General features: G+C 43.0%; 25 protein-coding genes and 1 pseudogene. 11 read left to right on the top strand and 15 right to left on the bottom strand.

What is annotated here, in order from left to right; all coding sequences use genetic code 11:
- Positions 1-416, bottom strand: a pseudogene (locus OU792_RS15745) (hypothetical protein); the annotation flags it as partial.
- A gap of 207 nt (positions 417-623) precedes the next feature.
- Complete coding sequence (lysA, locus tag OU792_RS15740) at positions 624-1,856, bottom strand: diaminopimelate decarboxylase (RefSeq protein WP_274670680.1); 1,233 nt, start codon at positions 1,854-1,856, stop codon at positions 624-626.
- Between the two features lie 175 nt (positions 1,857-2,031).
- Here lysA and OU792_RS15735 point away from each other — a divergent pair, with 175 nt between their 5' ends.
- Complete coding sequence (locus OU792_RS15735) at positions 2,032-3,753, top strand: sensor histidine kinase (protein WP_134199995.1); 1,722 nt, start codon at positions 2,032-2,034, stop codon at positions 3,751-3,753.
- Complete coding sequence (locus OU792_RS15730; protein WP_026946073.1) at positions 3,750-4,445, top strand: response regulator transcription factor; 696 nt, start codon at positions 3,750-3,752, stop codon at positions 4,443-4,445. Before OU792_RS15735 ends, OU792_RS15730 begins: the two co-directional genes overlap by 4 nt.
- A gap of 337 nt (positions 4,446-4,782) precedes the next feature.
- Here the strand turns inward: OU792_RS15730 and OU792_RS15725 are convergent, their stop codons facing one another.
- Positions 4,783-5,793, bottom strand: coding sequence for a dipeptide epimerase (locus tag OU792_RS15725; RefSeq protein WP_274670681.1), 1,011 nt, complete (start codon positions 5,791-5,793; stop codon positions 4,783-4,785).
- A gap of 94 nt (positions 5,794-5,887) precedes the next feature.
- Between OU792_RS15725 and OU792_RS15720 the strand changes: the two genes are divergently transcribed.
- Both OU792_RS15720 and OU792_RS15715 read left to right on the top strand, forming a co-directional pair.
- Positions 5,888-7,369, top strand: coding sequence for a M14 family zinc carboxypeptidase (locus tag OU792_RS15720; protein ID WP_274670679.1), 1,482 nt, complete (start codon positions 5,888-5,890; stop codon positions 7,367-7,369).
- 93 nt (positions 7,370-7,462) lie between these two features.
- Positions 7,463-8,188: an SIMPL domain-containing protein gene (locus OU792_RS15715; protein ID WP_026946070.1), complete on the top strand. Its 726-nt coding sequence runs from the start codon at positions 7,463-7,465 to the stop codon at positions 8,186-8,188.
- On the opposite strand, the gene OU792_RS15710 is transcribed toward OU792_RS15715, so the two are convergent.
- The 9 genes from OU792_RS15710 to pdhA form a co-directional block, all read right to left on the bottom strand.
- Positions 8,185-8,529, bottom strand: coding sequence for a hypothetical protein (locus OU792_RS15710; RefSeq protein WP_274670678.1), 345 nt, complete (start codon positions 8,527-8,529; stop codon positions 8,185-8,187). The two genes, OU792_RS15715 and OU792_RS15710, sit on opposite strands and share 4 nt — an antisense overlap.
- 83 nt (positions 8,530-8,612) lie before the next feature.
- A complete protein-coding gene (locus OU792_RS15705) occupies positions 8,613-9,023 on the bottom strand; it encodes an OsmC family protein (protein WP_274670677.1) in 411 nt (136 codons plus the stop codon).
- Positions 9,024-9,095: 72 nt separating this feature from the next.
- Positions 9,096-9,425, bottom strand: coding sequence for a DUF6787 family protein (locus OU792_RS15700; protein ID WP_274670676.1), 330 nt, complete (start codon positions 9,423-9,425; stop codon positions 9,096-9,098).
- A 28-nt stretch (positions 9,426-9,453) separates the two neighbouring features.
- Positions 9,454-9,912 (bottom strand): DUF3368 domain-containing protein, encoded by a 459-nt coding sequence (locus OU792_RS15695; protein ID WP_274670675.1) that lies wholly within the window; start codon positions 9,910-9,912, stop codon positions 9,454-9,456.
- Positions 9,884-10,126 carry a UPF0175 family protein gene (locus OU792_RS15690; protein WP_274670674.1) on the bottom strand — a complete coding sequence of 81 codons (243 nt, stop codon included), beginning with the start codon at positions 10,124-10,126 and terminating at the stop codon, positions 9,884-9,886. Before OU792_RS15690 ends, OU792_RS15695 begins: the two co-directional genes overlap by 29 nt.
- A 63-nt stretch (positions 10,127-10,189) precedes the next feature.
- The gene (locus tag OU792_RS15685) at positions 10,190-11,512 is read right to left on the bottom strand and encodes an aspartate kinase (RefSeq protein ID WP_274670673.1); all 1,323 of its coding nucleotides are present in this window, start codon (positions 11,510-11,512) and stop codon (positions 10,190-10,192) included.
- 64 nt (positions 11,513-11,576) lie between these two features.
- On the bottom strand, positions 11,577-12,053 hold the full coding sequence (gene ribH, locus OU792_RS15680; protein ID WP_274670672.1) for a 6,7-dimethyl-8-ribityllumazine synthase: 477 nt from the start codon (positions 12,051-12,053) through the stop codon (positions 11,577-11,579).
- 82 nt (positions 12,054-12,135) lie between these two features.
- Positions 12,136-12,849: a tetratricopeptide repeat protein gene (locus tag OU792_RS15675; RefSeq protein WP_274670671.1), complete on the bottom strand. Its 714-nt coding sequence runs from the start codon at positions 12,847-12,849 to the stop codon at positions 12,136-12,138.
- Between the two features lie 111 nt (positions 12,850-12,960).
- On the bottom strand, positions 12,961-13,980 hold the full coding sequence (gene pdhA / locus OU792_RS15670) for a pyruvate dehydrogenase (acetyl-transferring) E1 component subunit alpha (RefSeq protein ID WP_274670670.1): 1,020 nt from the start codon (positions 13,978-13,980) through the stop codon (positions 12,961-12,963).
- 90 nt (positions 13,981-14,070) lie between these two features.
- Here pdhA and recF point away from each other — a divergent pair, with 90 nt between their 5' ends.
- Both recF and OU792_RS15660 read left to right on the top strand, forming a co-directional pair.
- Positions 14,071-15,177: a DNA replication/repair protein RecF gene (gene recF / locus OU792_RS15665; protein ID WP_274670669.1), complete on the top strand. Its 1,107-nt coding sequence runs from the start codon at positions 14,071-14,073 to the stop codon at positions 15,175-15,177.
- 86 nt (positions 15,178-15,263) lie between these two features.
- Complete coding sequence (locus tag OU792_RS15660; protein ID WP_274670668.1) at positions 15,264-15,431, top strand: hypothetical protein; 168 nt, start codon at positions 15,264-15,266, stop codon at positions 15,429-15,431.
- A 425-nt stretch (positions 15,432-15,856) separates the two neighbouring features.
- Here OU792_RS15660 and OU792_RS15655 read toward each other — a convergent pair whose 3' ends face one another.
- The gene (locus OU792_RS15655; RefSeq protein WP_274670667.1) at positions 15,857-16,762 is read right to left on the bottom strand and encodes a nucleotidyltransferase family protein; all 906 of its coding nucleotides are present in this window, start codon (positions 16,760-16,762) and stop codon (positions 15,857-15,859) included.
- A gap of 282 nt (positions 16,763-17,044) precedes the next feature.
- On the opposite strand from OU792_RS15655, the gene OU792_RS15650 reads away from it, so the two are divergent.
- From OU792_RS15650 to OU792_RS15635, 4 genes are all read left to right on the top strand, one after another.
- Positions 17,045-17,383 carry a P-II family nitrogen regulator gene (locus OU792_RS15650; protein ID WP_024284113.1) on the top strand — a complete coding sequence of 113 codons (339 nt, stop codon included), beginning with the start codon at positions 17,045-17,047 and terminating at the stop codon, positions 17,381-17,383.
- A 33-nt stretch (positions 17,384-17,416) separates the two neighbouring features.
- The gene (locus OU792_RS15645) at positions 17,417-18,646 is read left to right on the top strand and encodes an ammonium transporter (protein ID WP_274670666.1); all 1,230 of its coding nucleotides are present in this window, start codon (positions 17,417-17,419) and stop codon (positions 18,644-18,646) included.
- 128 nt (positions 18,647-18,774) lie between these two features.
- Positions 18,775-20,118 (top strand): dGTP triphosphohydrolase, encoded by a 1,344-nt coding sequence (gene dgt / locus OU792_RS15640; RefSeq protein ID WP_026948115.1) that lies wholly within the window; start codon positions 18,775-18,777, stop codon positions 20,116-20,118.
- A 32-nt stretch (positions 20,119-20,150) separates the two neighbouring features.
- The gene (locus tag OU792_RS15635; RefSeq protein ID WP_134199975.1) at positions 20,151-20,816 is read left to right on the top strand and encodes a heme exporter protein CcmB; all 666 of its coding nucleotides are present in this window, start codon (positions 20,151-20,153) and stop codon (positions 20,814-20,816) included.
- Between the two features lie 100 nt (positions 20,817-20,916).
- Here the strand turns inward: OU792_RS15635 and OU792_RS15630 are convergent, their stop codons facing one another.
- Entirely contained in the window at positions 20,917-21,558 is a 642-nt protein-coding gene (locus tag OU792_RS15630; RefSeq protein ID WP_274670665.1) for a hypothetical protein, read from the bottom strand.
- Positions 21,542-22,036 (bottom strand): RNA polymerase sigma factor, encoded by a 495-nt coding sequence (locus OU792_RS15625; protein ID WP_134199972.1) that lies wholly within the window; start codon positions 22,034-22,036, stop codon positions 21,542-21,544. Before OU792_RS15625 ends, OU792_RS15630 begins: the two co-directional genes overlap by 17 nt.
- Positions 22,037-22,421: 385 nt before the next feature.
- Here OU792_RS15625 and OU792_RS15620 point away from each other — a divergent pair, with 385 nt between their 5' ends.
- Positions 22,422-23,786 carry a M28 family peptidase gene (locus tag OU792_RS15620; RefSeq protein WP_134199970.1) on the top strand — a complete coding sequence of 455 codons (1,365 nt, stop codon included), beginning with the start codon at positions 22,422-22,424 and terminating at the stop codon, positions 23,784-23,786.
- Positions 23,787-24,005 lie beyond the last annotated feature (219 nt).

The raw sequence follows: 24,005 nt of genomic DNA, 5'->3' as shown, positions 1-24,005 counted from the left end.
CAGAGCATTCCAATGATATTCTTTTGGATAAAGAACTCTTCGAACGAGTTGAGCCCATCCGCTCCTTCGTTTGTAGGTCCTCCATATGCTAAGTATTCGAAGCTAACTTTAATCCCATACTCTGAGGAAAAAGGTAGATCAATAAATACGTATCCTGCTCTGTTAACTTCATTTGTAGTAAGTCTAAGTGATTCTCCCGTAAGAGAAGGGTCTTCGGGTATTTTTGTTAATCCACTTAAACGATACCCTCCAATTATTGTGTTTTGCCTAAAAGAGCTTCCTGTAAATGGCTCACAATAGGGAAATCCAGCTCTGGGGACTCTAACAATTGTCTGCCCAAAAGCAGACAGCATCCCCAACCCCATCCAAAAAATGGAAAAAACAACAAGTAGACTGACCGATCTCTTCGTTCGCATGTACCTTACGCCACCAATATTACCAAGTTAAAGGTAGGCATTTTACCTTGGGCCTCAGTAAATTGAATTATGAAATTTAGGTTGTGAAACTACTAGGGCTTACGATTGGGGTGATCAATCAAATGGGTTTCCAGACCTTATTCTTAATAGTCTCTCTCCATTCTCAATAACTATACCAAAGCAAAAAGCTTCCCCCTTTTTTCTAGTCTACAATTCTATTTGCACTTGATGCCTGATCAAATCTTCAAATTCTTCCCGTTTTCTGATCATATGTGCTTCCCCTTTCCAAATCAAAACCTCTGCGGGTCGAAGTCTTGAATTATAGTTGGATGCCATGCTAAATCCATACGCACCGGCATTTTTCAAAACCAATACATCGCCTACTCTTACTTCTGAAAGTTTCCGGTCTGCAGCCAAGGTATCCGTCTCACAGATATACCCCACAATATGATACGTTTTCTCTGGCCCTTCTGGATTGCTCAGGTTGTACACATCATGATAGGCATCATACATCATCGGACGAATCAAATGGTTCAACCCAGAATCTACCCCTACAAAAGTCACCGTGGGAGTTTCCTTCACTAGGTTGGTTTTGGCTAAGAAATACCCACTTTCACTGACCAAAAACTTACCCGGTTCTAGCCATAATTCTAGCGGTCGGCCATAATCTTCACTAAACTCCAAAAAGGCCTTGGATACGATGCGGCCTACTTCCCGGATATCAGTAAAGGGATCTCCCGCTTTATAAGCTACCTTAAATCCACCACCACAATCAATGAATTTCAATTCTTTGAAATGCTTTGCTGCGTCAAATAGAACTTTGGCTCCACGGAGGAATACCTCCGCATCCAAAATATCCGAACCAGTGTGCACATGCAGTCCGGCGATGCTGAGCTGATACTTTTCGACAGTTTGTACTATCTGATCAAGCTGCTCAATAGAAATTCCAAACTTGCTATGCTTGTGTCCAACAGAAATCTTGGAGTTACCTCCAGCTAGGATATGCGGATTGATCCGAATACAGGCAGGTACTCGATTTCCATATTTTTCACCAAATTCACGAATAAGTGGAATGCTATCTAGATTGACCATCACGCCGAGATCGACAGCTTCCTCGATTTCCTTCCAGGATACTCCACTGGGTGTATACATGATCTCGGAGGCTTCATAGCCCGCAAGCATCCCTAGTCTCACTTCTTCAATCGATACTGCATCGATCCCAGCTCCTGCATTTCGGACTAGTTTCAATACCGAAATATTAGGAAGAGCCTTGGTGGCATATTTGATTTTGAGGGGAACTGATGCAAAAGCCTCCTGCATCGCTTGGATCTGATTGACGATTTTTTCACCGTCATACACATAGAGCGGCAGCTCATATTGATCAGCTAGCGAAAGTAGACTTACTCCTTGAATATTTTGTGGATGTTGGTTTGAATTCATGGTCTGAAATTTGCCATCAAAGATAGGCATCAAGCCGGCAAGCACCGAAGAATTCGGCCAGTTTTGGCTCGAAAAGCTGCTTATTACAGCGAATCAGATCAAATAGCCTTGATCTCAATCGGTTAAAACTTGTTAAGCATTGACCCCTAGTAGTCAAAGGCCGTAAATTTGTCATATGTCCAAGCGCAAAATTAACCTGATAATCATCCTGATGTCCGTCGCCAGTTTTGGCCTGATGGCCTTTCAGTATTATTGGGTGAATAATGCCATCCGCATCAATCAGCAGCGCTTTGATCAGGAAGTCAATCAGGTTTTAGAGAATACTGTGGATGCTTTGGAGAAAAGTGAAGCAAGTGATGTGGTGCTGACTCAACTTATCCGGGATCCTAAATTGCAGGAATCTCTTTTCCAAAGGATAGAACCTATTGACTTGGACGAAATCCGTCCAAGGCTTCAGTTGCGCAGTCAACCTTCCATTGTCGATACCCTCAATATTGGGAGAATGCCGGAAGTCAGCTCTACCTTTAAGCGGATTTTGGAGGTTCGTGGGATTAAACTGCCAGTTTTCAGTGAGTTGGAGCAGTTTTTTACCTATATGACACCTGAAGTGGCATCTACTTTTTTCACACCGGATGAGATGGCAGTGCTATTGGAGGAAAAAGAGCGTCAGCTGGAATATTTGAGTGAAATCGAGAAGCTTTCCAATCAAGATGCGAATCCAGAGCAGGTGCAAGAGGCATTTATTAGCTATGAGAGCAATGTATCTACAGAAGCACTCAATAAAATCCGCCGTGTCAACTTAAAGATTGATATGATTAATAGAGCCTGGGAAGAAATGTCTCTAGGCCAAAAAGCCATCATGGATCGATTGGATACTTCTCAGGTTCGTAAAATCGTCAAAAGCTTTCTGCTAGAGCGGGGTATCATGGAGGATTTTGAGTTGGGAATCTTGAAAGATGATGGACTCTTGATGGGAATTGGTCCGGTGGATCAGCCTTTTAGATTGGTGCAGTATGGAATCCAAGCCAAGCTTTTTCCAAGAGACATCGTTGGAAAAGAAAACTATCTGTACATCTTTTTTCCTGAGAAAAACCAGCATGTGCTTCGTCAGCTTTGGATTCCGCTAGCCTCTTCAATTTTATTTATTGGGGTCATTATTTGGTGTTTTATCTATGCCATACGGGTCATTTTCAAGCAAAAGGCCTTATCAGATATCAAAAATGATTTCATCAATAATATGACTCACGAGTTTAAGACTCCGCTGGCAACAGTAAGTCTTGCCGTGGAGGCGCTTCAAGATCCTGAGCTCTCCTCTCAGGACAGATTCCGGGATAGGTATCTGGGCATCATCAAGGATGAAAATAAGCGACTTGTATCTCAGGTTGAAAATGTCCTTCAGGCCGCAGCATTGGAGAAGCAAGACTTCAAGCTTAAACTGGAGGAGGTTAATATTTCCGAACTCCTCGGGGACGCTGTGGATCATTTTTCTCTACAGATCGAAAAGCGATCGGGAGAATTGACTTTCGAAAATGAATTAGAGCACCCAATCCTCCTAGCCGATAAATTTCATATTGCCCATATTTTCAATAATCTGTTGGACAATGCCAATAAATATTCTCCTGAAAAACCTGAAATCAGTGTGAAGGCTTGGGAGGATAAGGATCAAATATTTGTCAGTATTCAAGACCAGGGGATTGGTATGAGCAAGGATGCACAGCGAAAGATTTTTGACAAATTTTACCGTGTTCCTACCGGAAACGTCCACGACGTAAAGGGCTTCGGACTGGGGCTCTCCTATGTCAAAACTATGCTGGAAGCCCACAAGGGCGGAATCAATGTCCAAAGTGAAATCGGAAAAGGAAGTACCTTTATCATAAACTTACCCAAAACAACATGAGCAAGGCCAGACTATTAGTAGTAGAAGATGACCCTAATCTGGGTGATATTCTCAAGGAATATTTAGAAATGAAAGGCTATGAACCCACTCTCTGCAGGGATGGGGAAGAAGGCTGGAGTAAGTTCAAAAAAGACAAATACGATCTTTGTCTTCTAGACATCATGATGCCCAAAAAAGATGGGTTTACACTTGCGCGTGAGATCAAGAAGGTTCAGGAGGATCTGCCGATTCTTTTTCTGACTGCCAAGAACCAAAAAGACGATGTCATCGAAGGGCTAAAAATCGGTGCAGATGATTACATCACCAAGCCATTTAGCATGGAGGAGCTTTTGCTTCGAGTGACGGCTATCCTTCGAAGAACTCAAAAAAGCGAGGAGATCACACCGCTAAAAGTATATGAGTTCGGAGACTTTCAGCTTCATTACGACAAGCAATTATTGGAAGGTCCCAAGGGCCCACATAAGCTTACTTCCAAAGAAAATGAGCTATTGCGTTTGCTAGCCGCTGAAATGAATAAGTTGGTCAACCGGAGTCATGCACTAAAGCAGATTTGGGGCGATGATAGCTATTTCAATGCCCGAAGCATGGACGTATATCTCAGCAAAATCCGCAAAATCCTTAAAGACGACCCGAAAGTACAGATTATCACGGTACATGGGGAAGGCTTCAAATTGATTGTGGGAGATAGTTAATGAATTGACAAATAATTAGGTAATGATCCGAAATTGTGTCTTTGTCCAAATTTTTATGCTTACCCGGCTGGAAGTTGGAAGAAGGGAGAGGGAAGCCTCCGGATAATGGACACAAAGGGAATAATGGCCTACTGCTACTCGGCTTTTATTTAAAGCTGGGCATGTTATGTGTTTACCGCTAATTTCCCAGTGAAAATCATCACCTATGGCGACCACTATGCTGTTTCTAGAAAAGAGAAGCAGCATTTTTTTTGCCCTCGTGAGTGTCATCACTCACGGGGAAAGCTATGCTAATTCGCTTCTCTAGAGGCAGTATTCTTTTTTCCTTCCTGTGCTTCTATTTCAAAATAGCTCCAATACCTGCTCGATCTGGAAAAGTTACGCCATCAGTTTTGACCACTACTCCCTCCGCAGGATCATGAGCCAAAAGAAGTGCTCCATCCATATCCACGAAGTCAAGTAGCGGTGCCAAGTGAGCGATTGCTGAGATTCCAACCGAAGACTCTGTCATGCAGCCGACCATCGTTTTCATCCCAAGATTTTTGGCTTCTTGAATCATTCGAAGACCCGGAGTGATTCCCCCCGCTTTGACTAGTTTGACATTGATGGCGTGAAAAAGGCCATGACATTTGGTGACATCTGACTCGATCATGCAGCTCTCGTCCGCCATGACAGGCAGTTTGGAATGCTGAAAAACTTCCTTCATTTCCTCCCAACTCTCCCTTGGAAGAGGTTGCTCCATAAATTCAACTCCTAGTTTGGCAAGTTCCTCGGAGTTTCGAATGGCTTGTTCAGCGGTCCAAGCGCAGTTGGCATCGATCCGAAATTTAGCGTCGGTTTCCTTACGAAGCGCCCTGACGATCTCGAGGTCATGATCTGTTCCTAATTTGATTTTATAAATGGGCCAGTCCACCTCTTTCATTTTGGCAACCATTTTTTCTACGCTGTCAATCCCTATCGTAAAATTGCTGATGGGGATATCTTTCGGATTCAGACCAAGTACCTCATAGAGTTTTTGGCCACGTTGTTTGGCATAGAGATCCCAAGCAGCCATGTCAAGCGCACATTGGGCAAAAGCATCTTGGGCAAAATGCTGTCTTCCCAGTTCCCAGAGCTCCGAAGGATGATCCCATTTGCCGTTTTCTACTACATCCCGAAAACTATCCAAACTATCTGTCATTCGCTGTACAGTGACTCCATAGTAGGGATTGCTAGTGGCTTCACCTAAACCGAAAAAACCAGCATTCTCGAGCTTTACAATCAGGCTGTCTTGAACGTCTCTGCTTTGATGAGCGATGGTAAATGTATGTTTTAAAGGAAGGTCTACGACTTGATAAGAAAGTTTCATTACAATTTCGATGGGTTTATTGGCAGTAAAAGCCTGTGTTTCCAAACAATCTTGATTAGATTTACTTTATCACACCAGCTTACTATTTGAAAAGATGAAAATAATCAAAACTTCTACGATTTGCATGTTTGTGCTGTTTTTGTTTTTTGCCTTTGGGTGTAAAACGGCATCAGAAAATGAAAAACATGCCATTGAGCTTGAAACGCTTGAGACTGTATTTGAGCAGTATAAAGAACCTGCCATTACACATCGAAGGTTTAAACATGCTGACATTCAGCCCTTGATCCAAAAGCATTCCTCCGCTTTTGAAATTGAAGAGTTGGGCGAATCCGTGGAGGGGAAGAGCATTAGTTCGCTGACTTGGGGCGAAGGACAAACAAAGGTTTTGCTTTGGTCACAGATGCATGGAAATGAAAGTACAGCAACCATGTCATTGTTTGACCTCTTTAACTTTTTGGAAGCCTCTGGCGATGCCTATGATGAACTTCGACAAGTGTTGAAGAGTAATCTTCAGATCAAATTTATACCTATGCTGAATCCCGATGGGGCTGATGCCTTCAAGCGAAGAAATGCCTTGGACATAGATTTGAATCGAGATGCAATTTCACAGATTTCTCCGGAAGCGGTCATCTTGAAAAGTATTCGAGATGCCTTTGAGCCTGAGTTTGGTTTCAATCTCCACGATCAACAGATCTATTACAATGTAGATAAGACCCCGAAGCAGGCGACGATTTCGGTTTTGGCGCCGGGATATAATTATGAGCGGGATGTCAATGAAGTCCGTGCCCGGGCCATGAAGGCAATCGTCGGAATGAATGAGGTTTTGCAGCAGGTCATTCCGGGCGGAGTAGGTAAATATGATGATGGTTTTGAGCCGAGAGCTTTTGGTGATAATATCCAAAAGTGGGGTACAAGTACTATTCTGATCGAATCTGGAGGCTATCTTGGTGATCCGGAGAAGCAATTTATCCGCAAACTCAATTTTATGATCATCCTGAATGCCCTGCATCAGATTGCCTTGAAGGGCTATGAAGCCTATTCTGTGGATCAATATTTTGAAATTCCCGACAATGGCTTTCAACTCATGGATTTGATTCTTCAGGAGGTACAAGTGCCGGTGGAGGGAGAATGGTACCCAATCGATATTGCCATTCGAAGAAGAGAATCCAATGCCGACTCGACTTACTACGTCAACGGAAGCGTAGAGGACTTGGGAGATATGCAAGTGTATTTTGGGCTGGAGGAGCTCGAAGCAAATGGCTTGCGGTACGAGGAGGGCAAAACCTACGATCAGGCATTTGAATCCGTCAATGAAATTACAAGTGAAAAAGCCTTGGAACTCTTAAGATCAGGCTATTCTGCTGTCAAAGTCCAAAATGATGACCCGGGAGATTTGCATAATTTACCCCTGATCGTATTGAAAAGCAGAGATGAATTCACGGGAGGCTGGCAGACAGGTTCCAATCCTAGCTTCTTTCTAAAGCAAGACGATGTTTTGAAATATGCATTGATCAATGGCTATTTGATCGACTTACAAAATCCTAAAGATCAGCTATTCAAACAACGGGTTTATTGATTTAGGAAATGTAAATTATTGCTAAATCCTGAAATTTGGAGGCTTTTTTGTACGCTGAAAATCAATAACTTTAGAATCGAAATTCCAGTATTTATGAAATCAAACGCCTTGCTTTTTGCAGTAGCCATTGTACTTTCTTCGATCATATTTGGCTACGCAGTCATCAACCGAAACCGTCCTCAGGGAACAGTCAATGTCACCGGTCTGGGGGAGAAAAATTTTACTTCAGACTTGATTGTCTGGGAAGGGAATTTCAGCCGAAGCAACTCCAATATTCAGTCCGCTTATGCGAATTTGGAAAAGGATCGAGAGGCAGTCACGCAATATTTGATCTCAAAGGGAATTCCCGAAGAGCAATTGGTATTCAATGCAGTAACCACCAATCCGCAATACGAGCAGAATTACTCCAGTGATGGACGCTACATGGGTCAGACCTTTACCGGGTATCAGCTCAATCAGTCTTTGGTCATCGAGTCTAAGGAGGTGGAAAAAGTGGAGAAAATCAGTCGGGAAATTACCGAGCTGCTCAATCAGGGAATTGCTTTTTATTCCCAACAGCCGCGCTACTACTACACAGACTTAGAATCTCTCAAACTGGAAATGATAGCCAAGGCAACTGAAGATGCCCGTGTACGTGCGGAGCGAATAGCAGAAAATTCCGGAGCAGGTTTGGGAAATCTAATCTCTGCTAATATGGGGGTTTTCCAGATCACCGGTCAAAACTCCGGCGAGGACTACTCTTGGGGAGGAGCCTTCAATACCAGCTCAAAAAATAAAACTGCTTCCATTACGATGAAGCTGGTTTTTGAAGTAGACTAAAAGACAATCGCAAAGGATAAAAATATAAGGCTAGCATAGGCAAGAAAGCCGATGCCATATCCCACATATTTCATCCAGCCTGCGGACTGTCGAAGGCCCGCAGTATTTTTGAAGATAATCCCAGCCAAGCCGGTGGCGACCGGTGTGAAGGTAAAGCAGATCGAGAGCTCACGTAGATTTTCAGCAGAAAGCTTTCCCTCTAGGCTGAAGATGACAATCAATGCCAAGACCGTGAAGATGGCATTTTTGGCAAAGACCATGCGGTTTGAATCATGGGCAAGTTGCCGGTCAGAAACGGTATTCATTTGATAGTAATGGAGTTGGTTTAGTGCTCGTAGCAAAGACTTAACGTGCTTTCTTTCAATTAAGTTTGTACAAAAAAAGATCCCAAAGGATCTTTTTTCAATGTTAAATTTTCTAATGCCTAATTGAGCGTATATTCTACCGAGATTTCCATGTCAAGGGCTTTGGAAATCGGGCAGTTTTCTTCGGCATCTTTCACTAATTCCGCAAATTTTTCCTCAGTTATGCCTTCCACTTTAGCCTGAAGGACCAAGTGTGATTTTTTCAGGGTTCCATCTTCGAAAGTAATGTGGCTGGTGACATTCAGCTCCTGAGGAGGGAAGTTTTCACCGCTTAAGTTGAAGCTAAGCTTCATGGCGAAACAACCTGCATGCGCGGCGGCTACTAGCTCTTCGGGATTGGTTCCTACGCCATCTTCAAATCGGCTACTGAATGAATATTGAGTATTATTTAAAACAGTGCTTGGAGTAGAAAGATGTCCTTTTCCTTCTTTTCCGCTTCCTTGCCATACGGCAGTTGCTTTTCTAATCATGGTTTAATGGATTTTTGGGTTAAAAATTCGGTTTCTATTACAAGGGATTTTGCAAGGAATTGGTTCTTGGAATTAGGATTTTTTCCTAGAAAAAACACTTCCGATTCTTCTAAAAATCTGCTTTTCCTTTTCCCAGAAAAACTTAAACTGCCCGAAGATAAACCCATAAACCAAAAGGAAAATCTGATATAGAGGTAATACGAGGAGTAAGTATAAGAATGTATTGACAAAACCTCCTTTCTCAACTCCGAAGAAATCCAAAATCGGGTTTTTGATAAAAAGAATCGTGAATCCAGTACAGGCAAAAACAACCAACACCATGACCACCTGCAAGAGGCTGTCTAGCTTCCATTTGGTTTGGAGTCGTTTGAGGAATCCGGGATTACTTTTTTCTGATGTCAAGGAATTTAGATTTTTGATTGAATTTGATTTATTCTCCTGCGAGGTATAGAAAGCGAGCTTCCATTTTAGGGGAAATTCGAAAATTAGTTTTTCTAATGGCATCCAAAATTGGAATTACCGAGTTGATTTTTCCTTTTCTTTTGGCTTCGAGAATCAACCCTAGGGTACCCGTGTATTTCAAAGTCAACTGTTTGGCATATTTTCTTGCTTTATCATCATCTAGGATTAATAGTGTATTCTTTTTTTCCAAGGCTAAAGAAATAGCACTCATTTCTCTTGGGTCAAGTAGGCTTTGAATAATAGTTGGAGAGGTTTTTTGAGGATCTTCTATTTTAATCCATCGAGGAACAGGTTTTTGAAACTCGCTTTGAATAGTAGAAGTAATGAAAATTTCTCCGTCAAGGACTTGCAAAAGCTCCAGCTGCCCAATTTTTTCTAAAATAATTAAGCAACTGGTATCAGCTATTATGATCTTTGATGGCTTCAAAATCAGAATCTAATTCGTCATGTGAGTAGTTGAAAACTGATATATTAAACCTTGTCAAAATATCCATAAATTCAACTTTTGGTAAGTTTACCAAGTCAGCCGCTTGACCTAAAGACAGCTTTCTGGCACCATATAAGTGGGCAGCTATTGCTTGAAGCGCCTCTTTACTATCTATGTCGATAAAGTCTGGTATGGAAAGCGTAATTGTTTTCATAATTCTAATATACCCAAAATAAAAAAACCGGAAGCAAAGTTCCGGTTGTAGATAGTTGTTTCGTCATTCCCATTTAAAAACCCCATCATTCAAATGTTGCAGCGCGTCTTTTTTGAACTTGCTGTCAATCAAAAGCGAAACGTTGTGTCTGCTCCCTCCATAAGAAACCATTCGAATAGGGAAATCCACTAAGCTATCCATCACGGACTTGACTGCTCCTCTTGTTTCGGACACCATATTCCCCACGATGCAAATGATGGATTGATTTTGATCTACTTCTACAGAACCAAGGACTTCGAGTTCTTTGATGATTTGGTTCAAATGAGATACATCATCAATAGTCACGGATACAGCTACCTCAGAAGTAGTGATCATATCGATAGGAGTCTTGTACTTTTCGAAAATCTCAAAAACCCTTCTCAAAAACCCATAAGCTAAGAGCATTCGGCTGGATTTGATTTTGATCGCAGTGATTCCGTCTTTGGCAGCAATGGCCTTCACACCTTTGGTCTCAACATTTGCCTTGATCAAGGTGCCGTGAGCACTTGGGTCCATGGTATTCAGTAGTCGTACAGGTACATTGTACTGCTGGGCTGGCCAAATGGAAGCCGGGTGAAGAATCTTCGCTCCGAAATAGGCCAACTCTGCAGCTTCATCAAAGGACAATTCTGCGATGGGACGGGTTCTGTCGACTATTCTTGGATCATTGTTGTGCATTCCATCGATGTCTGTCCAGATTTCACAGGCTGATGCATTGATGGCAGCAGCAATCAAAGAGGCTGTGTAATCAGATCCACCTCGCTTTAGGTTGTCCACCTCATTTCGGTGATTCTTACAGATGTAGCCTTGAGTCACGAATAGCTTTTGCTCGGGATGCTGAACTAGAATTGCCTTCAATTTCTCAGAAATTCGAGTCAATTCCGGTTCTGAGTTTTCATCGATGCTCATAAAGTCCAAGGCGACTAAGAAGACCGATGGGATTTCCATTTCCTCCAGAAGCGTGTAAAACAATTTGGTAGAGAGTAATTCACCCTGAGCTAAAATATCCCGGTTGATTGCCTCATTGAAGGATATTTTCAAAATGATATTCAAAAATTCAAAATGCTCCTTGATGATTGCTTCTGCCTTGGATCTAGCCTTTTCTGTTTTCAAAAGTTGCGGGTAAAAGTCCAGATAGTGAGCATGAAGTTCATCAATTCGCTCTTTGGCTAGTACTCGATTGGCATCTGCCAAGGCTTCTCCGATCCCCACAAGGGCATTGGTCGTGCCGGAAAGGGCTGAAAGCACCACAATGGTCGGTTCGTCTGAAGCAGTTACAAGGTCTTTGACCTGATGCATGCGCTCGGGTTTACCAACAGAGGTACCCCCGAATTTCATTACCTTCATATAATACGAGAAATAGGTTTGGTTTTAAATTCTTGCTTCTTGGCTCTTGATTCTTTTTTCTACTTTAAAATCCCAGCATTTTCACGGCAGTGATGGCTGCTTCATCACCTTTGTTTCCGTGTTTTCCTCCTGCACGATCCATAGCCTGCTGCTGATTGTTAGGGGTTAAAACTCCAAAAATCACCGGCTTGTTAAACTTCATCCCAACTTCCGTGATGCCATGAGCTACTGCATCGCAGATAAAGTCAAAGTGACGGGTCTCGCCCTGAATCACACAGCCCAAACAGATGACCGCATCGATGGATTCGTCCTGAGCACACCATTGGGCGCCAAGCGTGAGCTCAAAAGAGCCAGGGACATTTTTTCGGATGATGTTTTCCTTCTTTGCTCCATGCTGTAGCAAGGTCTGATAGGCTCCGGAGTAGAGAGACTCGGTTACATCCTCATTCCACTCTGATACGACGATGGCAAACTTTTTTGCACTGATGTCTGTGATATTTTTTGAGCTGTATTCGCTCAGGCTTTTATTGGAAGTAGCCATATAGAATTTTTCATTTGGGTAAAAACAAAAAAGAGTAAGACCCGCAGGACCTTACTCTTCTAAAATGCTATCTACTAAAGCATTACTTAGCGGCAAGGCCTTCTAAGCGTGCTTTGTGTTTTCGAGCAAAAGAATACTCGTAAGACTCGTAGTACTTAGTTTCGATTTCGTCATAGGAAGCGATGGCGTCCTGGATTCTGCCAGCCTCTTCGTATGCTATAGCTAGTTTGTATAGGTATTTCGGCGTGAAATAATCGTTTTCCTTGTAGGAAGCCGCTTTTTCATAGTTTGAAATAGCCTGATCCAAATTGCCGTTTTCTAGGTGAGCATCTCCTAAAAGGGAATAAGCTTTGGCCTGTACCAAGTAGTCATCCGAAGAAAACTTCTCCAAATATTCGATAGCCTCGCCAAAGTTTTTCTCAGAAAGGTAAATCGAACCGATGTAGAAGTTGGCCAAATTTGCGGCATCCGTACGTGGATACTCATCGACGATTTCTAGGAAACCTGCATTGATTCCATCACCATTCATTGCAAAATCAATACTGTCTTGCTCGTAGAAATAAACCGCCTGAAACATCTCTGCCTGTGCTTCCTTATTTTTATTTTCATTGTTGATCTGGAAAAATAAAATTCCTCCGATCAAAATGATGGCAGCGATCAAAACGCCACCCAATACTTTGCTATTCTGCTTCAGAAAAGCTTCACCACGACCAAGTCGCTCTGCCAATACTTCTGGATTCTCCAGCAAGTCGTTTGGATCCTGTTGTGCTGCTTTTCCGGATTTAGTTTTTGCCATGTTACTCAATTTTCGAGTCGCAAATATACGGTTTTTATGATTTAGACAAAGCCAAATAAAAAAGCCATGATTTTATTAATAATCACGGCTTTCAATGACTTGATGATTCAATTATTCCATCACGAAAGGATAGTCTTCCTGTACATAGACATCTTGGAAAGCTACCTCTCCTTCTGGCCATGGTGATTCCTCAGCAAACTTGACGGCATCAGTTACTTTCTTTTTCACCCGTGAGTTGATTTCGGAGATTTCGTCCTCTGTCAGGATTTTATTGTCTTGTATGGTTTTAAGAACCTGCTCGATCGGGTCTTTCATTTTATATTCTTCCACTTCCTCTTTGGTACGATACTTCTGAGGATCAGACATGGAGTGACCTTTGAATCGATACGTTCTGAATTCCAAAAGCGTAGGACCATCGCCTTTTCTAGCTCGCTCAGCTGCTTCAGCCACTGCTTCGTGAATGGCTTCTACATTCATCCCATCGACAGGGAAAGAAGGGATGTCATAGGCCTCCCCAAGTTGGTAAAGCTCTGTGACATTGGAAGTACGGGCTACCGAAGTACCCATCGCGTAGCCATTATTTTCAATGACGAAAATGACTGGGCTCTTATAGATCATGGCAAGGTTGAGCGCTTCGTGAAAAGCTCCCTGTCTTACGGCACCATCACCCATTTTACAAATACAGACGTTTTGAGTGCCTTTATATTTTTCAGCAAAGCCAATTCCCAAGCCCATCGGAACTTGTGCACCTACAATCCCATGGCCTCCCATGAAGTTTCGCTCCTTGTCAAAGATGTGCATGGACCCACCTTTTCCCTTGGTGGTTCCGGTGATTTTTCCAAAAAGCTCAGCCATCACTGCACCCAGATCGGTACCGAGTCCTAGTGGATGTGCATGACAGCGATAGGCGGTGATCCATTTGTCATCCTTAGTCAAGGCAGTGATTGCACCTGAAGCACAGGCTTCCTGACCGATATATAGGTGACAGAATCCACGGATTTTCTGCTGACCATAGAGCTGACCAGCTTTTTCCTCAAACCTTCGCATCAAAAGCATGCTTTCATACCAGTAGGCATAGGTTTCCTTGGAATATTTCACTTTTGACTTACTTGCTGTCGTTCTCTTTGCCATATCGTACTATTAAAATATGCTAATTTAGGCCCCAAATATAACCAACCTCTCCTAAAATTAAGGCTGTCGCCAAAATAATTCACTTAACCCATGTACCTAAAGTCCCTGGAACTCTTACAATTCAAAAACCATGAGAAAACCCGGCTGGACTTTTCCCCACAGATCAATTGCTTTACTGGGCTCAACGGAAGCGGCAAGACCAATGTTTTGGATGGGATCCACTACCTCTCCCTCACCAAAAGCGCAGTCCAATCGAGCGATTCCCTGAATGTGCGGCATGAGGAAAGCTTCTTTTCGATCAAAGGGCAATTTGAAATTCAAGAAAAGCCACTGGAGGTGAGATGCACTTTCGAGCTCGGAAAGAAGAAGCAAATCTGGCAAAATGGGAAAACCTTGGATAAGACCTCCGAGCATGTAGGGTTAATTCCCTTGGTGTTGATTGCACCCGATGATACCGAGCTGATCAAAGGCGGGAGTGAAGGACGGCGGAAGTTTTTTGATGGATTGCTTTCTCAGCTCGATCGGCAGTACCTGAACCAACTCATTCGATATCATCATTTTCTGAAGCAGCGAAATGCCCTTTTGAAGCAATTTGCCGAGACCGGCAGAAGAGATATGACCTTATTGGGAAGCTATGACGAAGAAATGATCCGGTTGAGCCAGGAGCTGGCGCAAAGAAGGTCCAAACTCCTAGAGGAAGTGGCGCCCATGCTTCAGGCGCATTATGAAGAAATCTCTCAGGGTCAGGAGAAAGTAACCATTCAGTATCAGACCGAGGCACTTCGGGAGGATTTTGGAGATTATTTTATGAGTCTTCGCAAAAAAGATCAGATCACTAAAAACTCCAACGCTGGGATTCACAAAGATGACTATGTGTTTTTGATCGGGGATCACCCCATTCGCAAGATCGGTAGTCAGGGTCAGCAGAAGTCTTTTATTATTGCTTTGAAGCTGGCTCAGTTTCAGATTTTCGAAAAAGATAGAGGCGAAAAGCCGCTGCTACTTCTGGATGACATTTTTGACAAGTTGGATGATATTCGTATCGCCCAATTGATGCAGTTGATCTCCCGGCATACCTTCGGGCAGATCTTTTTGACAGATGCCAGACCCGAGCGATCGCACGCCATCCTCACCCAACTCGACTCGGAGGTCTTTTTCTTTGGAGTGGAAATGGGGAAGGTGAAAAGGGGGTTATGAACCTATATGCACTTTTACTGATTTAATTCTTAAATTCGCCTTAGTTTAAAAAGGCTTTGGAGAAAAAAACTTATAAGAATCAAAATATGACTATATCCGTAGGCAATAAGAGTAAAAAGGAGATTACTAAGATCCTTGAAGAAAAGCTTAAAAAGTCAGAAAGTGATGGAAAGCTGGTGAAACACTTTGGCAAACTGAAGCGTAAGTTGGATGGTCTCAACTATCAATTAGAGATGAGGGAAAATGAAAATTGATTTTTTTGCAGACACAAATTTTTTGATTTATGTACATGAAGGCAATCAAATTTCAGAGCCTTTTTTAAAAATTTGATTTTGCCATTTCTTTTGTTACTGAAGTTGAACTTTTGGGATTCAAGGGCATTACAAAACGGGAAGAAATCAAATTAAAATCAATAATTAACGATTGCTTTCTGATTGAGTGGAGTTCCAAAATCAAAGAGGAAACCATCAGTTTGAGAAAGAAATATTCTCTTAGACTTCCCTATTCAATTATCGCAGCATCAGCGGTGGCTTTTGAAGTTCCCTTAGTGACTGCGGATCGCGTTTTTTCTAAAATTGAGGAATTGGATTTAATTCTCCTTGAAATATAGTCGTAGGAAAACTCTTTGAAGGCATTAAATTTTCCTAAAGAGTAAAAAAGAGGCCGAAGCCTCTTTTCCTTATTTCCACAAATCTCCAGGGTATTCCCCGCTTTCGTGTAGCTTTTTCAATGCCTCGATGACCACCGGCTTGTCTTCCGTGTAGGTCACCCCAAACCATGTTTTGCCACCAGGAAGGATCTCAAAGGCTGCCTTTCCTGATTGAATCAGGTTATTGGCTACCGTTGGGATGTAAAATTCCGATTTGAGGTTTTCTAGATTGGCGGGGAGAAATTCCTTCCACATTTGCTCGATGTCGTCAAAAACCTCCTGGTGAAAGCCCCAAAAATTCATGGACACAGGTGTGTTCTCTGCGATTTCAATTACTTCGCCCTCTCCACGACTGAGAATTTTCTCTCCTTCCCGTGCGATGGATGTTCGCTCAGTCATTCCGATCAGTTGACCTTTCTCATTCGTCTCACAGACTCCCCTGCTGACGGTTCCGTTTTCGGAAAGCACATTCTGAATGGCATAGCCGACCATGGCATGTAAGTCTGGACGAACTTCCGAGGAAAGGAATTTGCCTAAGACCTCAAATGCTTCTTTTCCGTAAAAATCATCCGCATTGATCACGGCAAAGGGTTCTTTGACAGCATCTTTGGCACAAAGAACGGCGTGGGCGGTGCCGAAAGGTTTTACCCGGTCTGCTTGCTTCAATTCCGCAGGCACAAAGCTATCCAAGGATTGAATCACCCAATCCACGTCTATTTTACTCTCCAATTTTGGAAGGAATTTTTCCTTGGCCACCTCCAAGATTTCCTCTCGAACGATGAAAACTACTTTTCCAAAGCCTGCCCGAATCGCATCAAAAATGGAATATTCTAAAATAGTTTCTCCACCGGGACCAAAGCCGTCAATCTGCTTATTGCCTCCATATCGGCTGCCCATTCCTGCTGCTAGTACTACTAAAGTTGGTTTCTGAGTCATATCCTTTTTCACTGATAAAAAACGCTGCAAAATTAAGCGAATTGCCGGGGAGCACAAGGTGAGAAGGAATTGATTTTTTATAGATAGGCTTTATTTTTAACCTTATGCCTTCAGAAATACTGATTATTTTTTATTGCAAGGGTAAAATTGAAACCAGAATTGACTTTTTGAATAAAAAATTTTTCAATCTGGGATAAAAAATAAACCTAATTTTGATTTTTATTTAATTTTTGAATTACTTTCATGCCAAATTCCTAAAGAACCTCAAAACCTATTGTGAAAATGAAAAAAATAGAAGCGATCATCCGGACTTCCCGCTTCGAAGAGATTCATAACTGTCTCTCGGGCTTAGGAGTCAAATTCCTTTCTTTTTACGAAATCAAAGGGATGGGCTTTGAGCACGCACGGCAAGAAATGTATCGAGGTGTGGCTTATGAACCTGCTTACATTCCGCGAACAAAGCTAGAGCTCATCGTACCGGATGAACTCAAAGATGGGGTCATTCAATGTATTCTCCGGGAAGGAAAAACCGGGGAAATCGGGGACGGAAAAATCTTTGTCTTCGATGTATTGGAGGCCTATCGAATCCGGAACAATGACACTGGCGAAAGCGCCCTTTAACCATCTCAAACCTATCTGAACTCTCTCAAACCTATGCAAGAATTATTTACCGTCAACAATCTATGGATGATGATGGCCACAATTCTGGTTTTCATCATGCACCTGGGTTTTGCCAGCTTGGAAGCTGGACTGACCCGAGCAAAGAATACTGTTAACATCCTCTTTAAAAACACCATCATTCCGGCCATTGGCTTACTTACCTATGCCTTGGTGGGTTTTAACTTAATGTATCCCGGAGCCGGTTTTGAAGGCTCGGTCTTTGGATTTGCAGGATTTGGCCTCAGTCTGCCAAAAGGCTGGGACTCTTCAAATTATAATATCGGCTACACTTATTACACCGATTTTATTTTCCAGGCAATGTTTGCAGCAACGGCGGCGACTATCGTATCCGGAGCTGTAGCTGAGCGAATCAAATTGGGGCCTTTTATCTTCTTTTCCATTTTGTATGTAGCAATCTGCTATCCCATTGTGGGAATGTGGAAATGGGGTGGAGGATTTTTAAATACTTTAGACACTCCTTTTTATGACTTAGCTGGATCCACCATTGTCCATTCTGTGGGAGGTTGGGGAGCTTTGATTGGAGCTTCACTGCTTGGTCCGAGGGTTGGAAAATATACAGAAAAGGGCATGAGCGCCATGCCGGGCCATAATTTACCATTAGCCACCTTTGGGGTGTTTTTGCTTTGGTTTGGCTGGTTTGGTTTCAATGGAGGATCGGTATTGAGTGCAGATCCAGGTGCTGTTTCTAAAGTATTTGTGACGACTTCTATTGCAGCAGCTTCCGGAGCTTTTGGAGCTTTGTTGATTTCCTACCTTCTGTTCAAGTCATATGATATCACTATGGTTCTCAATGGAATTTTGGGTGGCTTGGTGGGAATCACTGCCGGTGCTGATCAAATGGGTGTAGGTGAATCATCCATCATTGGTTTTATAGCAGGTGGCTTGATCGTACTTGCTGTCGTTTTCTTTGATAAAGTGAAGGTGGATGACCCTGTAGGAGCGATTTCAGTTCACTTGGTTGGAGGTATTTGGGGAACCCTAGCCGTCGGAATTTTTGGTGATTTGGCTGGATGGAGCCAATTCCTTTCTCAACTAACTGGTGTTGGAGCAGTCGGATTATTCTGCGTGCTTTTCTCAGGTTTGATTTTATACACCCTGAAACGAACTGTGGGAATTCGAGTGGATCAACGAGAGGAGCTTGAAGGCCTTGATATCAATGAACACGGAATGCGTGCCTATCCTGATTTCGCCAGTAAGGATTAATTATAACCAATGATCAACTAAACGAAAAAGCAGCAGGAATTACCTGTTGCTTTTTTTATGTTGCTTCTAGGACTGATATTCTTCAAAAACCCGTGGATTCTTTCCAAGGCTTCTTAATTTTGGGCATGATGAAATGGGAACGCCTCCTGAGCCGGGGCAGATTTGGAGAAAAACCGGGGTTTATCCCCACTCAAGCTGCAAGAAGTGAATTCGAAGTGGATTATGACCGGATTATTTTTTCGGCTCCCTTCCGCAATTTGCAGGATAAGACACAGGTCTTTCCCTTGCCAGAACAGGCATTTGTTCACACCCGACTGACTCATAGTCTGGAAGTATCTTCTGTCGGTCGATCCTTGGGAAAAGCTGCCGGAGAGTTTCTTTTAGAGAAATACCCATCGTTATCCCAATCAGGAATTTCGGCTTCCGAAATCGGCGGTATCGTAGCGGCTGCGGCGCTGACACATGATATCGGAAATCCTCCTTTTGGTCATGCTGGTGAAGAAGCTATCTCGGATTTTTTCAAATTTCACCCCGCAGGACTTGCTTGGCAAAAGCATCTCCGTCCCGAGCAGTGGTTTGATTTATGCCAATTTGAGGGAAATGCACAAGGCTTTCGAATGCTGGTATCCAAACAGTATGGTTTGAAACTGACTTATGCGACTTTGGCTGCTTTTACGAAGTATCCACGGCCTAGTCAGATTGCCCATCGGGATGTGGCCCGGAGAAGTCAGAAAAAATTTGGGTTTTTCATCAATCAGCTGGCAGACTTTGAGCAGATGACTGATTTTCTGGGAATAGAGAAGTCCAGTGATGAATGCTGGTTGCGTCATCCTTTGGCTTTTTTGGTAGAGGCAGCGGATGATATTTGCTACTCCATTATTGATTTGGAAGATGGCTGCACCATGGGTTTGGTGAGTTTTGAGGAGACGGTGAAGCTGCTTCAGCCCATTTTAGGGGAAAAATTTGATGCTAAAAAACTGGAGAACCGCACCCAATCTCAAAATCTAGGCGCTTTGCGTGCTTTGGCAATTGGTGCTTTGATTCAGCAAACGGTAGAGGCTTTTGCCCAATATGAGGAAAGCATGTGCAAAGGGAATTTTGACAAGGCTCTAACCGATGTGATTCCTGCAGCCAAAGCGCTTCAAGCCATTACAGATTTGTCCGTGCAGAAGATCTACCGCTCCAAATTAGTTTTGGAAAAGGAGGCGGCAGGCTTTCAGGTACTCGAAGGACTTTTGGAGGTTTTTGGACAGGCCTTGTACCACAAATTCTACGCACCAAGCCGATTCTCCGGTCAGGATAAGAGTATTTTAAGATTGCTCCCAGAGGACTTCCCACTGAAAGGTTGGGGGGAAGAGGTGAATCCTTATCCATTACTTAGAGCACTTATCGATTATATCTCAGGGATGACCGACAAGTATGCCCTCAATCTGTACCGACGTGTAAAAGGGATCTCCTTTCCTGGAGTGTAAGGAGTTTCGGCCCTAGCCCCTATCTTTGAACCATGTGGAAAGAAATCTCCGTTCTCATTCGTAAAGAAATCACCTTAGAGTGGCGTCAAAAGTACGCGCTCAATGGGATTTTACTTTATGTGGTATCGGCAGTTTTTATCACCTACCTTTCTGTGGGAGCCAAAATGGGAAACCTTTCCATTCCTACCTGGAATGCACTCTACTGGATCATCATGCTTTTTTCGGCGGTGAATGCTGTGGCCAAAAGCTTTGTGCAAGAGCATCAGGGGCGACAACTTTACTACTACATGATCGCCTCACCGGAGGCCGTCATTCTTTCGAAAATTATCTATAATACCGGTTTAACGCTAATTTTGGCCTTGTTGGGTTATGGGGTCTTTTCGGTAATCTTGGGCAATCCCATCCAAGATCAAGGCTTATTTCTGCTCAATTTGGTATTGGGATCGATAGGTTTTTCTGCTACACTGACCATGGTCTCCGGAATCGCTTCCAAGGCGGGTAATAATGCGACTTTGATGGCCATTTTGAGTTTTCCCGTCATTATCCCGATTTTGCTGATGGCTATCCGCATCTCCAAAAATGCCTTGGACGGGCTGGATTGGTCTGTTTCGGTGGATAAGTTGATAGCCTTGGCAGCGATCAATGCCATCGTAGCGGCAGCCGGGTATATTCTGTTTCCCTATTTGTGGAGAAGCTAGGGTTTTGGTCTTGGGATCATAGTATTTTTTAATGCAAAAAAGCCCACATTCTGCATGTGAGCTTTTCTAAAAGAATTTTATTGCTCCTTTATCAGTTCAATTATTTCGTTGTTCTCAGTTCCTCCATTTCTTGCAGGGCTTCATCGAGTTTTCCCATAATTTTTCCATACATCAGTTCGACATCCTCCCGGTGTATTCGCTTTGCAAAATAGCCCATAGCTATAGCGCCTCCGATAATGAGCAGCGTGGTGGGTACATGCATTCCAAAAATCAAATTACTTGAGTTTTCTGCTACTTTCTCACGGATGGGTTCCAGTAGATCTGAAAACCAAAGGCCAAAATAGAAAGTCAAAATAAAAACTGGATAGACGATGCGGTAAAGGCTACCGTATTTCTCGATGGACTGCTGTATCCATTCTCTGAATGAGCTCAGATATTCAAAGCTACTTTGTCCCTTATCCAGCTGCTTCAAGCCATCCAAATCCAACTTGGCCGAATAAGCTACCGCCAATAGTGTGATAAATATAATCAAGCCAGCTAGCCCTGTCCCTGCTCCTAAGGATGCGATTAGAATCAAGCTTGCACCGATGATTATACCCCAAATGTTAATTTTAAACATGCGTTGAAACTTCTCCGCTAAGTGGATAGATTTTCGGTTGTAGAGGTCGTTGACCTTTGGTGCTATCAAGGCCTCCTGCTTGAGGAAACCCTCTTTCCAGATTTGTTCAATTGACTTTTCCATCTAATTTCTTTTTTAGTCGTTCTTTAATTCGTTTGATTCTTACCCCGATATTATTCGGGTTTGTTCCCATGATTTGGGCGATTTCCTGATAGGACTTTTCTTCCAAATACAGGAGGATCACCGCACGATCAATTTCTGAGAGTTCCCGGATGGCAGCATAAAGCTGATTTAGCGATTCATCTGAGATTGACGGTGCATTCTCCTCCTTTTGATCCCCCGGGCTGAGCTCATTGCTTTCATACTTTTTCTGCTTTTTGCTTTTCCGCATAAGTGTCAAGCAAACATTCAAAGTCAGCCGATAAACCCAAGTGGACCATTCAGACTGATCTTGAAAGCGATCCTTACTTTTCCAGATTTGCAGGCAGACTTCCTGGTAGTAATCCTCAAAATCCTCTTCGGTGTCTGTGTAGGCTCGACAGATTTTGATGATGATCCCAGCGTAAGGCAAAATGGAAGATTTGTAGAAGTCTCTGCTCAAGTGGTCTTTTAGTAGGTTAGTGGTGTTTTTTAGAAATAATTACACCCAAGGTTGATTTTTTTCCGGAAGTCGGGAAATTTCATGGGATGGTTAAGACTGTAAATGCACTTGCTGAAAAGGCAAATGGATGAAAATTAAAGTAAGAATATCCACAATAATGCCCATCGCTGTATTTTTCTACTTATCTGATTGGGAGTATGAAGTGGGAAGTTTGAAGCATCCGGATTCTGGACCTTTAGCTTCATTTTGGCCATAATTTTCTTGATTGATGAAAGGGGGATATACTTTTTATGGAGCCTAGGAAATACTTTTTATCCGCTTATATAGATTTCATTTTCTCGCAAGAGTACTTTTTCTCATATTCCCAATCTAAAATCACCAATTCATGTTACCATTCAGATTCCTTACACCCATTTTGTTTGTTGGTTTGATCGGCATTAGCCATGCGCAAGAAGCACCTTCGCAGATCGATACCCGAATCTATGAAATTATTGAAAATACCTCTTCTGAGCGAATCGAAAAAGATATCCGAATCTTAGCGGGCTTTGGTACCAGAAATACCTTCTCCGATACGCTGTCGGACACAAGGGGAATCGGAGCAGCACGAAGATGGATTAAGGCGGAGTTTGATAAGATTTCTGCTGATTGTGGAGGATGCTTGGAAGTGTTCTACCAAAAAGATTTTGTTACCAAAGAAGGTAATCGACGGGTTCCAAAAGATGCTTACGTGGTCAATGTAGTGGCTATTTTGCGGGGGACTGATTACCCCAACTCACATGTGATCATGTCTGGAGACATTGATTCAAGAGCTTCCGATACCATGGATTTTGAGATCGATGCTCCTGGTGCTAATGATAATGCTTCCGGTATGGCCGGGACTATCGAGGCTGCACGAGTTCTTTCGAAGTATAAATTCAAGCATAGCATAGCTTTCGTAGGTTTATCCGGGGAGGAGCAGGGCCTTTTTGGAGGAGCTGGTCTAGCTCGATATGCTCAGGAAAACGGCTGGGAAATCGTCGGAGTATTGAATAATGATATGATTGGGAATATCGAAGGGGTCGATGGTGTTATTGATAATAGGACTTTTCGGATTTTTTCTGAACCAACGCCAGCCAACGAGTCGGAACAAGAGCGCAGAGCCCGAAGATTCACAGGAGGAGAAGTGGATGGAATTTCCCGTCAATTAGCCCGATATATCCACAAGCAGGTGAAAACCTATATGCCAGAAATGAACCCGATGATGATTTACCGTTTGGATCGTTTTGGCCGAGGGGGGCATCATAGACCCTTCAATGATTTGGGTTTTGCTGGAGTGAGAATCATGGAAGCGCATGAAAATTACAATCGTCAGCATCAGGATATCCGAGTAGAGGATGGGATAGCCTATGGCGATGTAATCGAAGGGGTGAATTTTGACTATGCCGAAAAACTCACTTCGGTCAATGCAATTTCCCTTGCTGGCTTAGCTTGGGCACCTCCAGCACCAAAGGATGTGCGGATAGGTGGTGCTGTTCGCCCTTCCACGACCTTGGCTTGGGAAGAAAGTAATGATCCCAATATTGCCGGGTACAAGATTTATTTCCGACTGACGACTTCCCCTACATGGGATAATTTTGTCTACGTCTCAAGCGTGAATGAGCATACTTTGGAAGGAATCGTGATCGATAACTACTACTTCGGAGTTGCAGCTGTCGGAAAAGATGGCAATGAGTCTCCGGTGGTATTTCCTTTCAGGCAGATTCGTAGGTAAAAAGATTCAAATCTTTGCTCTGCGATAAATCCGTGAGTGGAAGGCACTCACGGGGCAAAGGAGGGTATCTCATTAATCGATTTTTTGTCAGGCTGAGCGAAGTCGAAGCCTATTTTAGGTTGATTTATTAACCTTTCGATTTCTAGACTTTCGTATCTTATGTGCTCGAAATGACAGTGCGCATGTATGACAAAGACTTTTTTAGTGTTCGCCTTTTTG

The sequence above is a fragment of the Algoriphagus sp. NF genome, assembly GCF_028823735.1.
Lineage (GTDB): Bacteria > Bacteroidota > Bacteroidia > Cytophagales > Cyclobacteriaceae > Algoriphagus > Algoriphagus marincola.
Note: the sequence above shows the minus strand (reverse complement) of the source record. Positions and strands in the feature narration are given on the sequence as shown.

Coding starts and splice junctions, on each gene's coding strand:
- lysA (WP_274670680.1), bottom strand. CDS start 1,856: ATGAATTCAAACCAACATCCACAAAATATTCAAGGAGTAAGTCTACTT.
- OU792_RS15735 (WP_134199995.1), top strand. CDS start 2,032: ATGTCCAAGCGCAAAATTAACCTGATAATCATCCTGATGTCCGTCGCC.
- OU792_RS15730 (WP_026946073.1), top strand. CDS start 3,750: ATGAGCAAGGCCAGACTATTAGTAGTAGAAGATGACCCTAATCTGGGT.
- OU792_RS15725 (WP_274670681.1), bottom strand. CDS start 5,793: ATGAAACTTTCTTATCAAGTCGTAGACCTTCCTTTAAAACATACATTT.
- OU792_RS15720 (WP_274670679.1), top strand. CDS start 5,888: ATGAAAATAATCAAAACTTCTACGATTTGCATGTTTGTGCTGTTTTTG.
- OU792_RS15715 (WP_026946070.1), top strand. CDS start 7,463: ATGAAATCAAACGCCTTGCTTTTTGCAGTAGCCATTGTACTTTCTTCG.
- OU792_RS15705 (WP_274670677.1), bottom strand. CDS start 9,023: ATGATTAGAAAAGCAACTGCCGTATGGCAAGGAAGCGGAAAAGAAGGA.
- OU792_RS15690 (WP_274670674.1), bottom strand. CDS start 10,126: ATGAAAACAATTACGCTTTCCATACCAGACTTTATCGACATAGATAGT.
- OU792_RS15685 (WP_274670673.1), bottom strand. CDS start 11,512: ATGAAGGTAATGAAATTCGGGGGTACCTCTGTTGGTAAACCCGAGCGC.
- ribH (WP_274670672.1), bottom strand. CDS start 12,053: ATGGCTACTTCCAATAAAAGCCTGAGCGAATACAGCTCAAAAAATATC.
- OU792_RS15675 (WP_274670671.1), bottom strand. CDS start 12,849: ATGGCAAAAACTAAATCCGGAAAAGCAGCACAACAGGATCCAAACGAC.
- pdhA (WP_274670670.1), bottom strand. CDS start 13,980: ATGGCAAAGAGAACGACAGCAAGTAAGTCAAAAGTGAAATATTCCAAG.
- recF (WP_274670669.1), top strand. CDS start 14,071: ATGTACCTAAAGTCCCTGGAACTCTTACAATTCAAAAACCATGAGAAA.
- OU792_RS15660 (WP_274670668.1), top strand. CDS start 15,264: ATGACTATATCCGTAGGCAATAAGAGTAAAAAGGAGATTACTAAGATC.
- OU792_RS15655 (WP_274670667.1), bottom strand. CDS start 16,762: ATGACTCAGAAACCAACTTTAGTAGTACTAGCAGCAGGAATGGGCAGC.
- OU792_RS15650 (WP_024284113.1), top strand. CDS start 17,045: ATGAAAAAAATAGAAGCGATCATCCGGACTTCCCGCTTCGAAGAGATT.
- OU792_RS15645 (WP_274670666.1), top strand. CDS start 17,417: ATGCAAGAATTATTTACCGTCAACAATCTATGGATGATGATGGCCACA.
- dgt (WP_026948115.1), top strand. CDS start 18,775: ATGAAATGGGAACGCCTCCTGAGCCGGGGCAGATTTGGAGAAAAACCG.
- OU792_RS15635 (WP_134199975.1), top strand. CDS start 20,151: ATGTGGAAAGAAATCTCCGTTCTCATTCGTAAAGAAATCACCTTAGAG.
- OU792_RS15630 (WP_274670665.1), bottom strand. CDS start 21,558: ATGGAAAAGTCAATTGAACAAATCTGGAAAGAGGGTTTCCTCAAGCAG.
- OU792_RS15620 (WP_134199970.1), top strand. CDS start 22,422: ATGTTACCATTCAGATTCCTTACACCCATTTTGTTTGTTGGTTTGATC.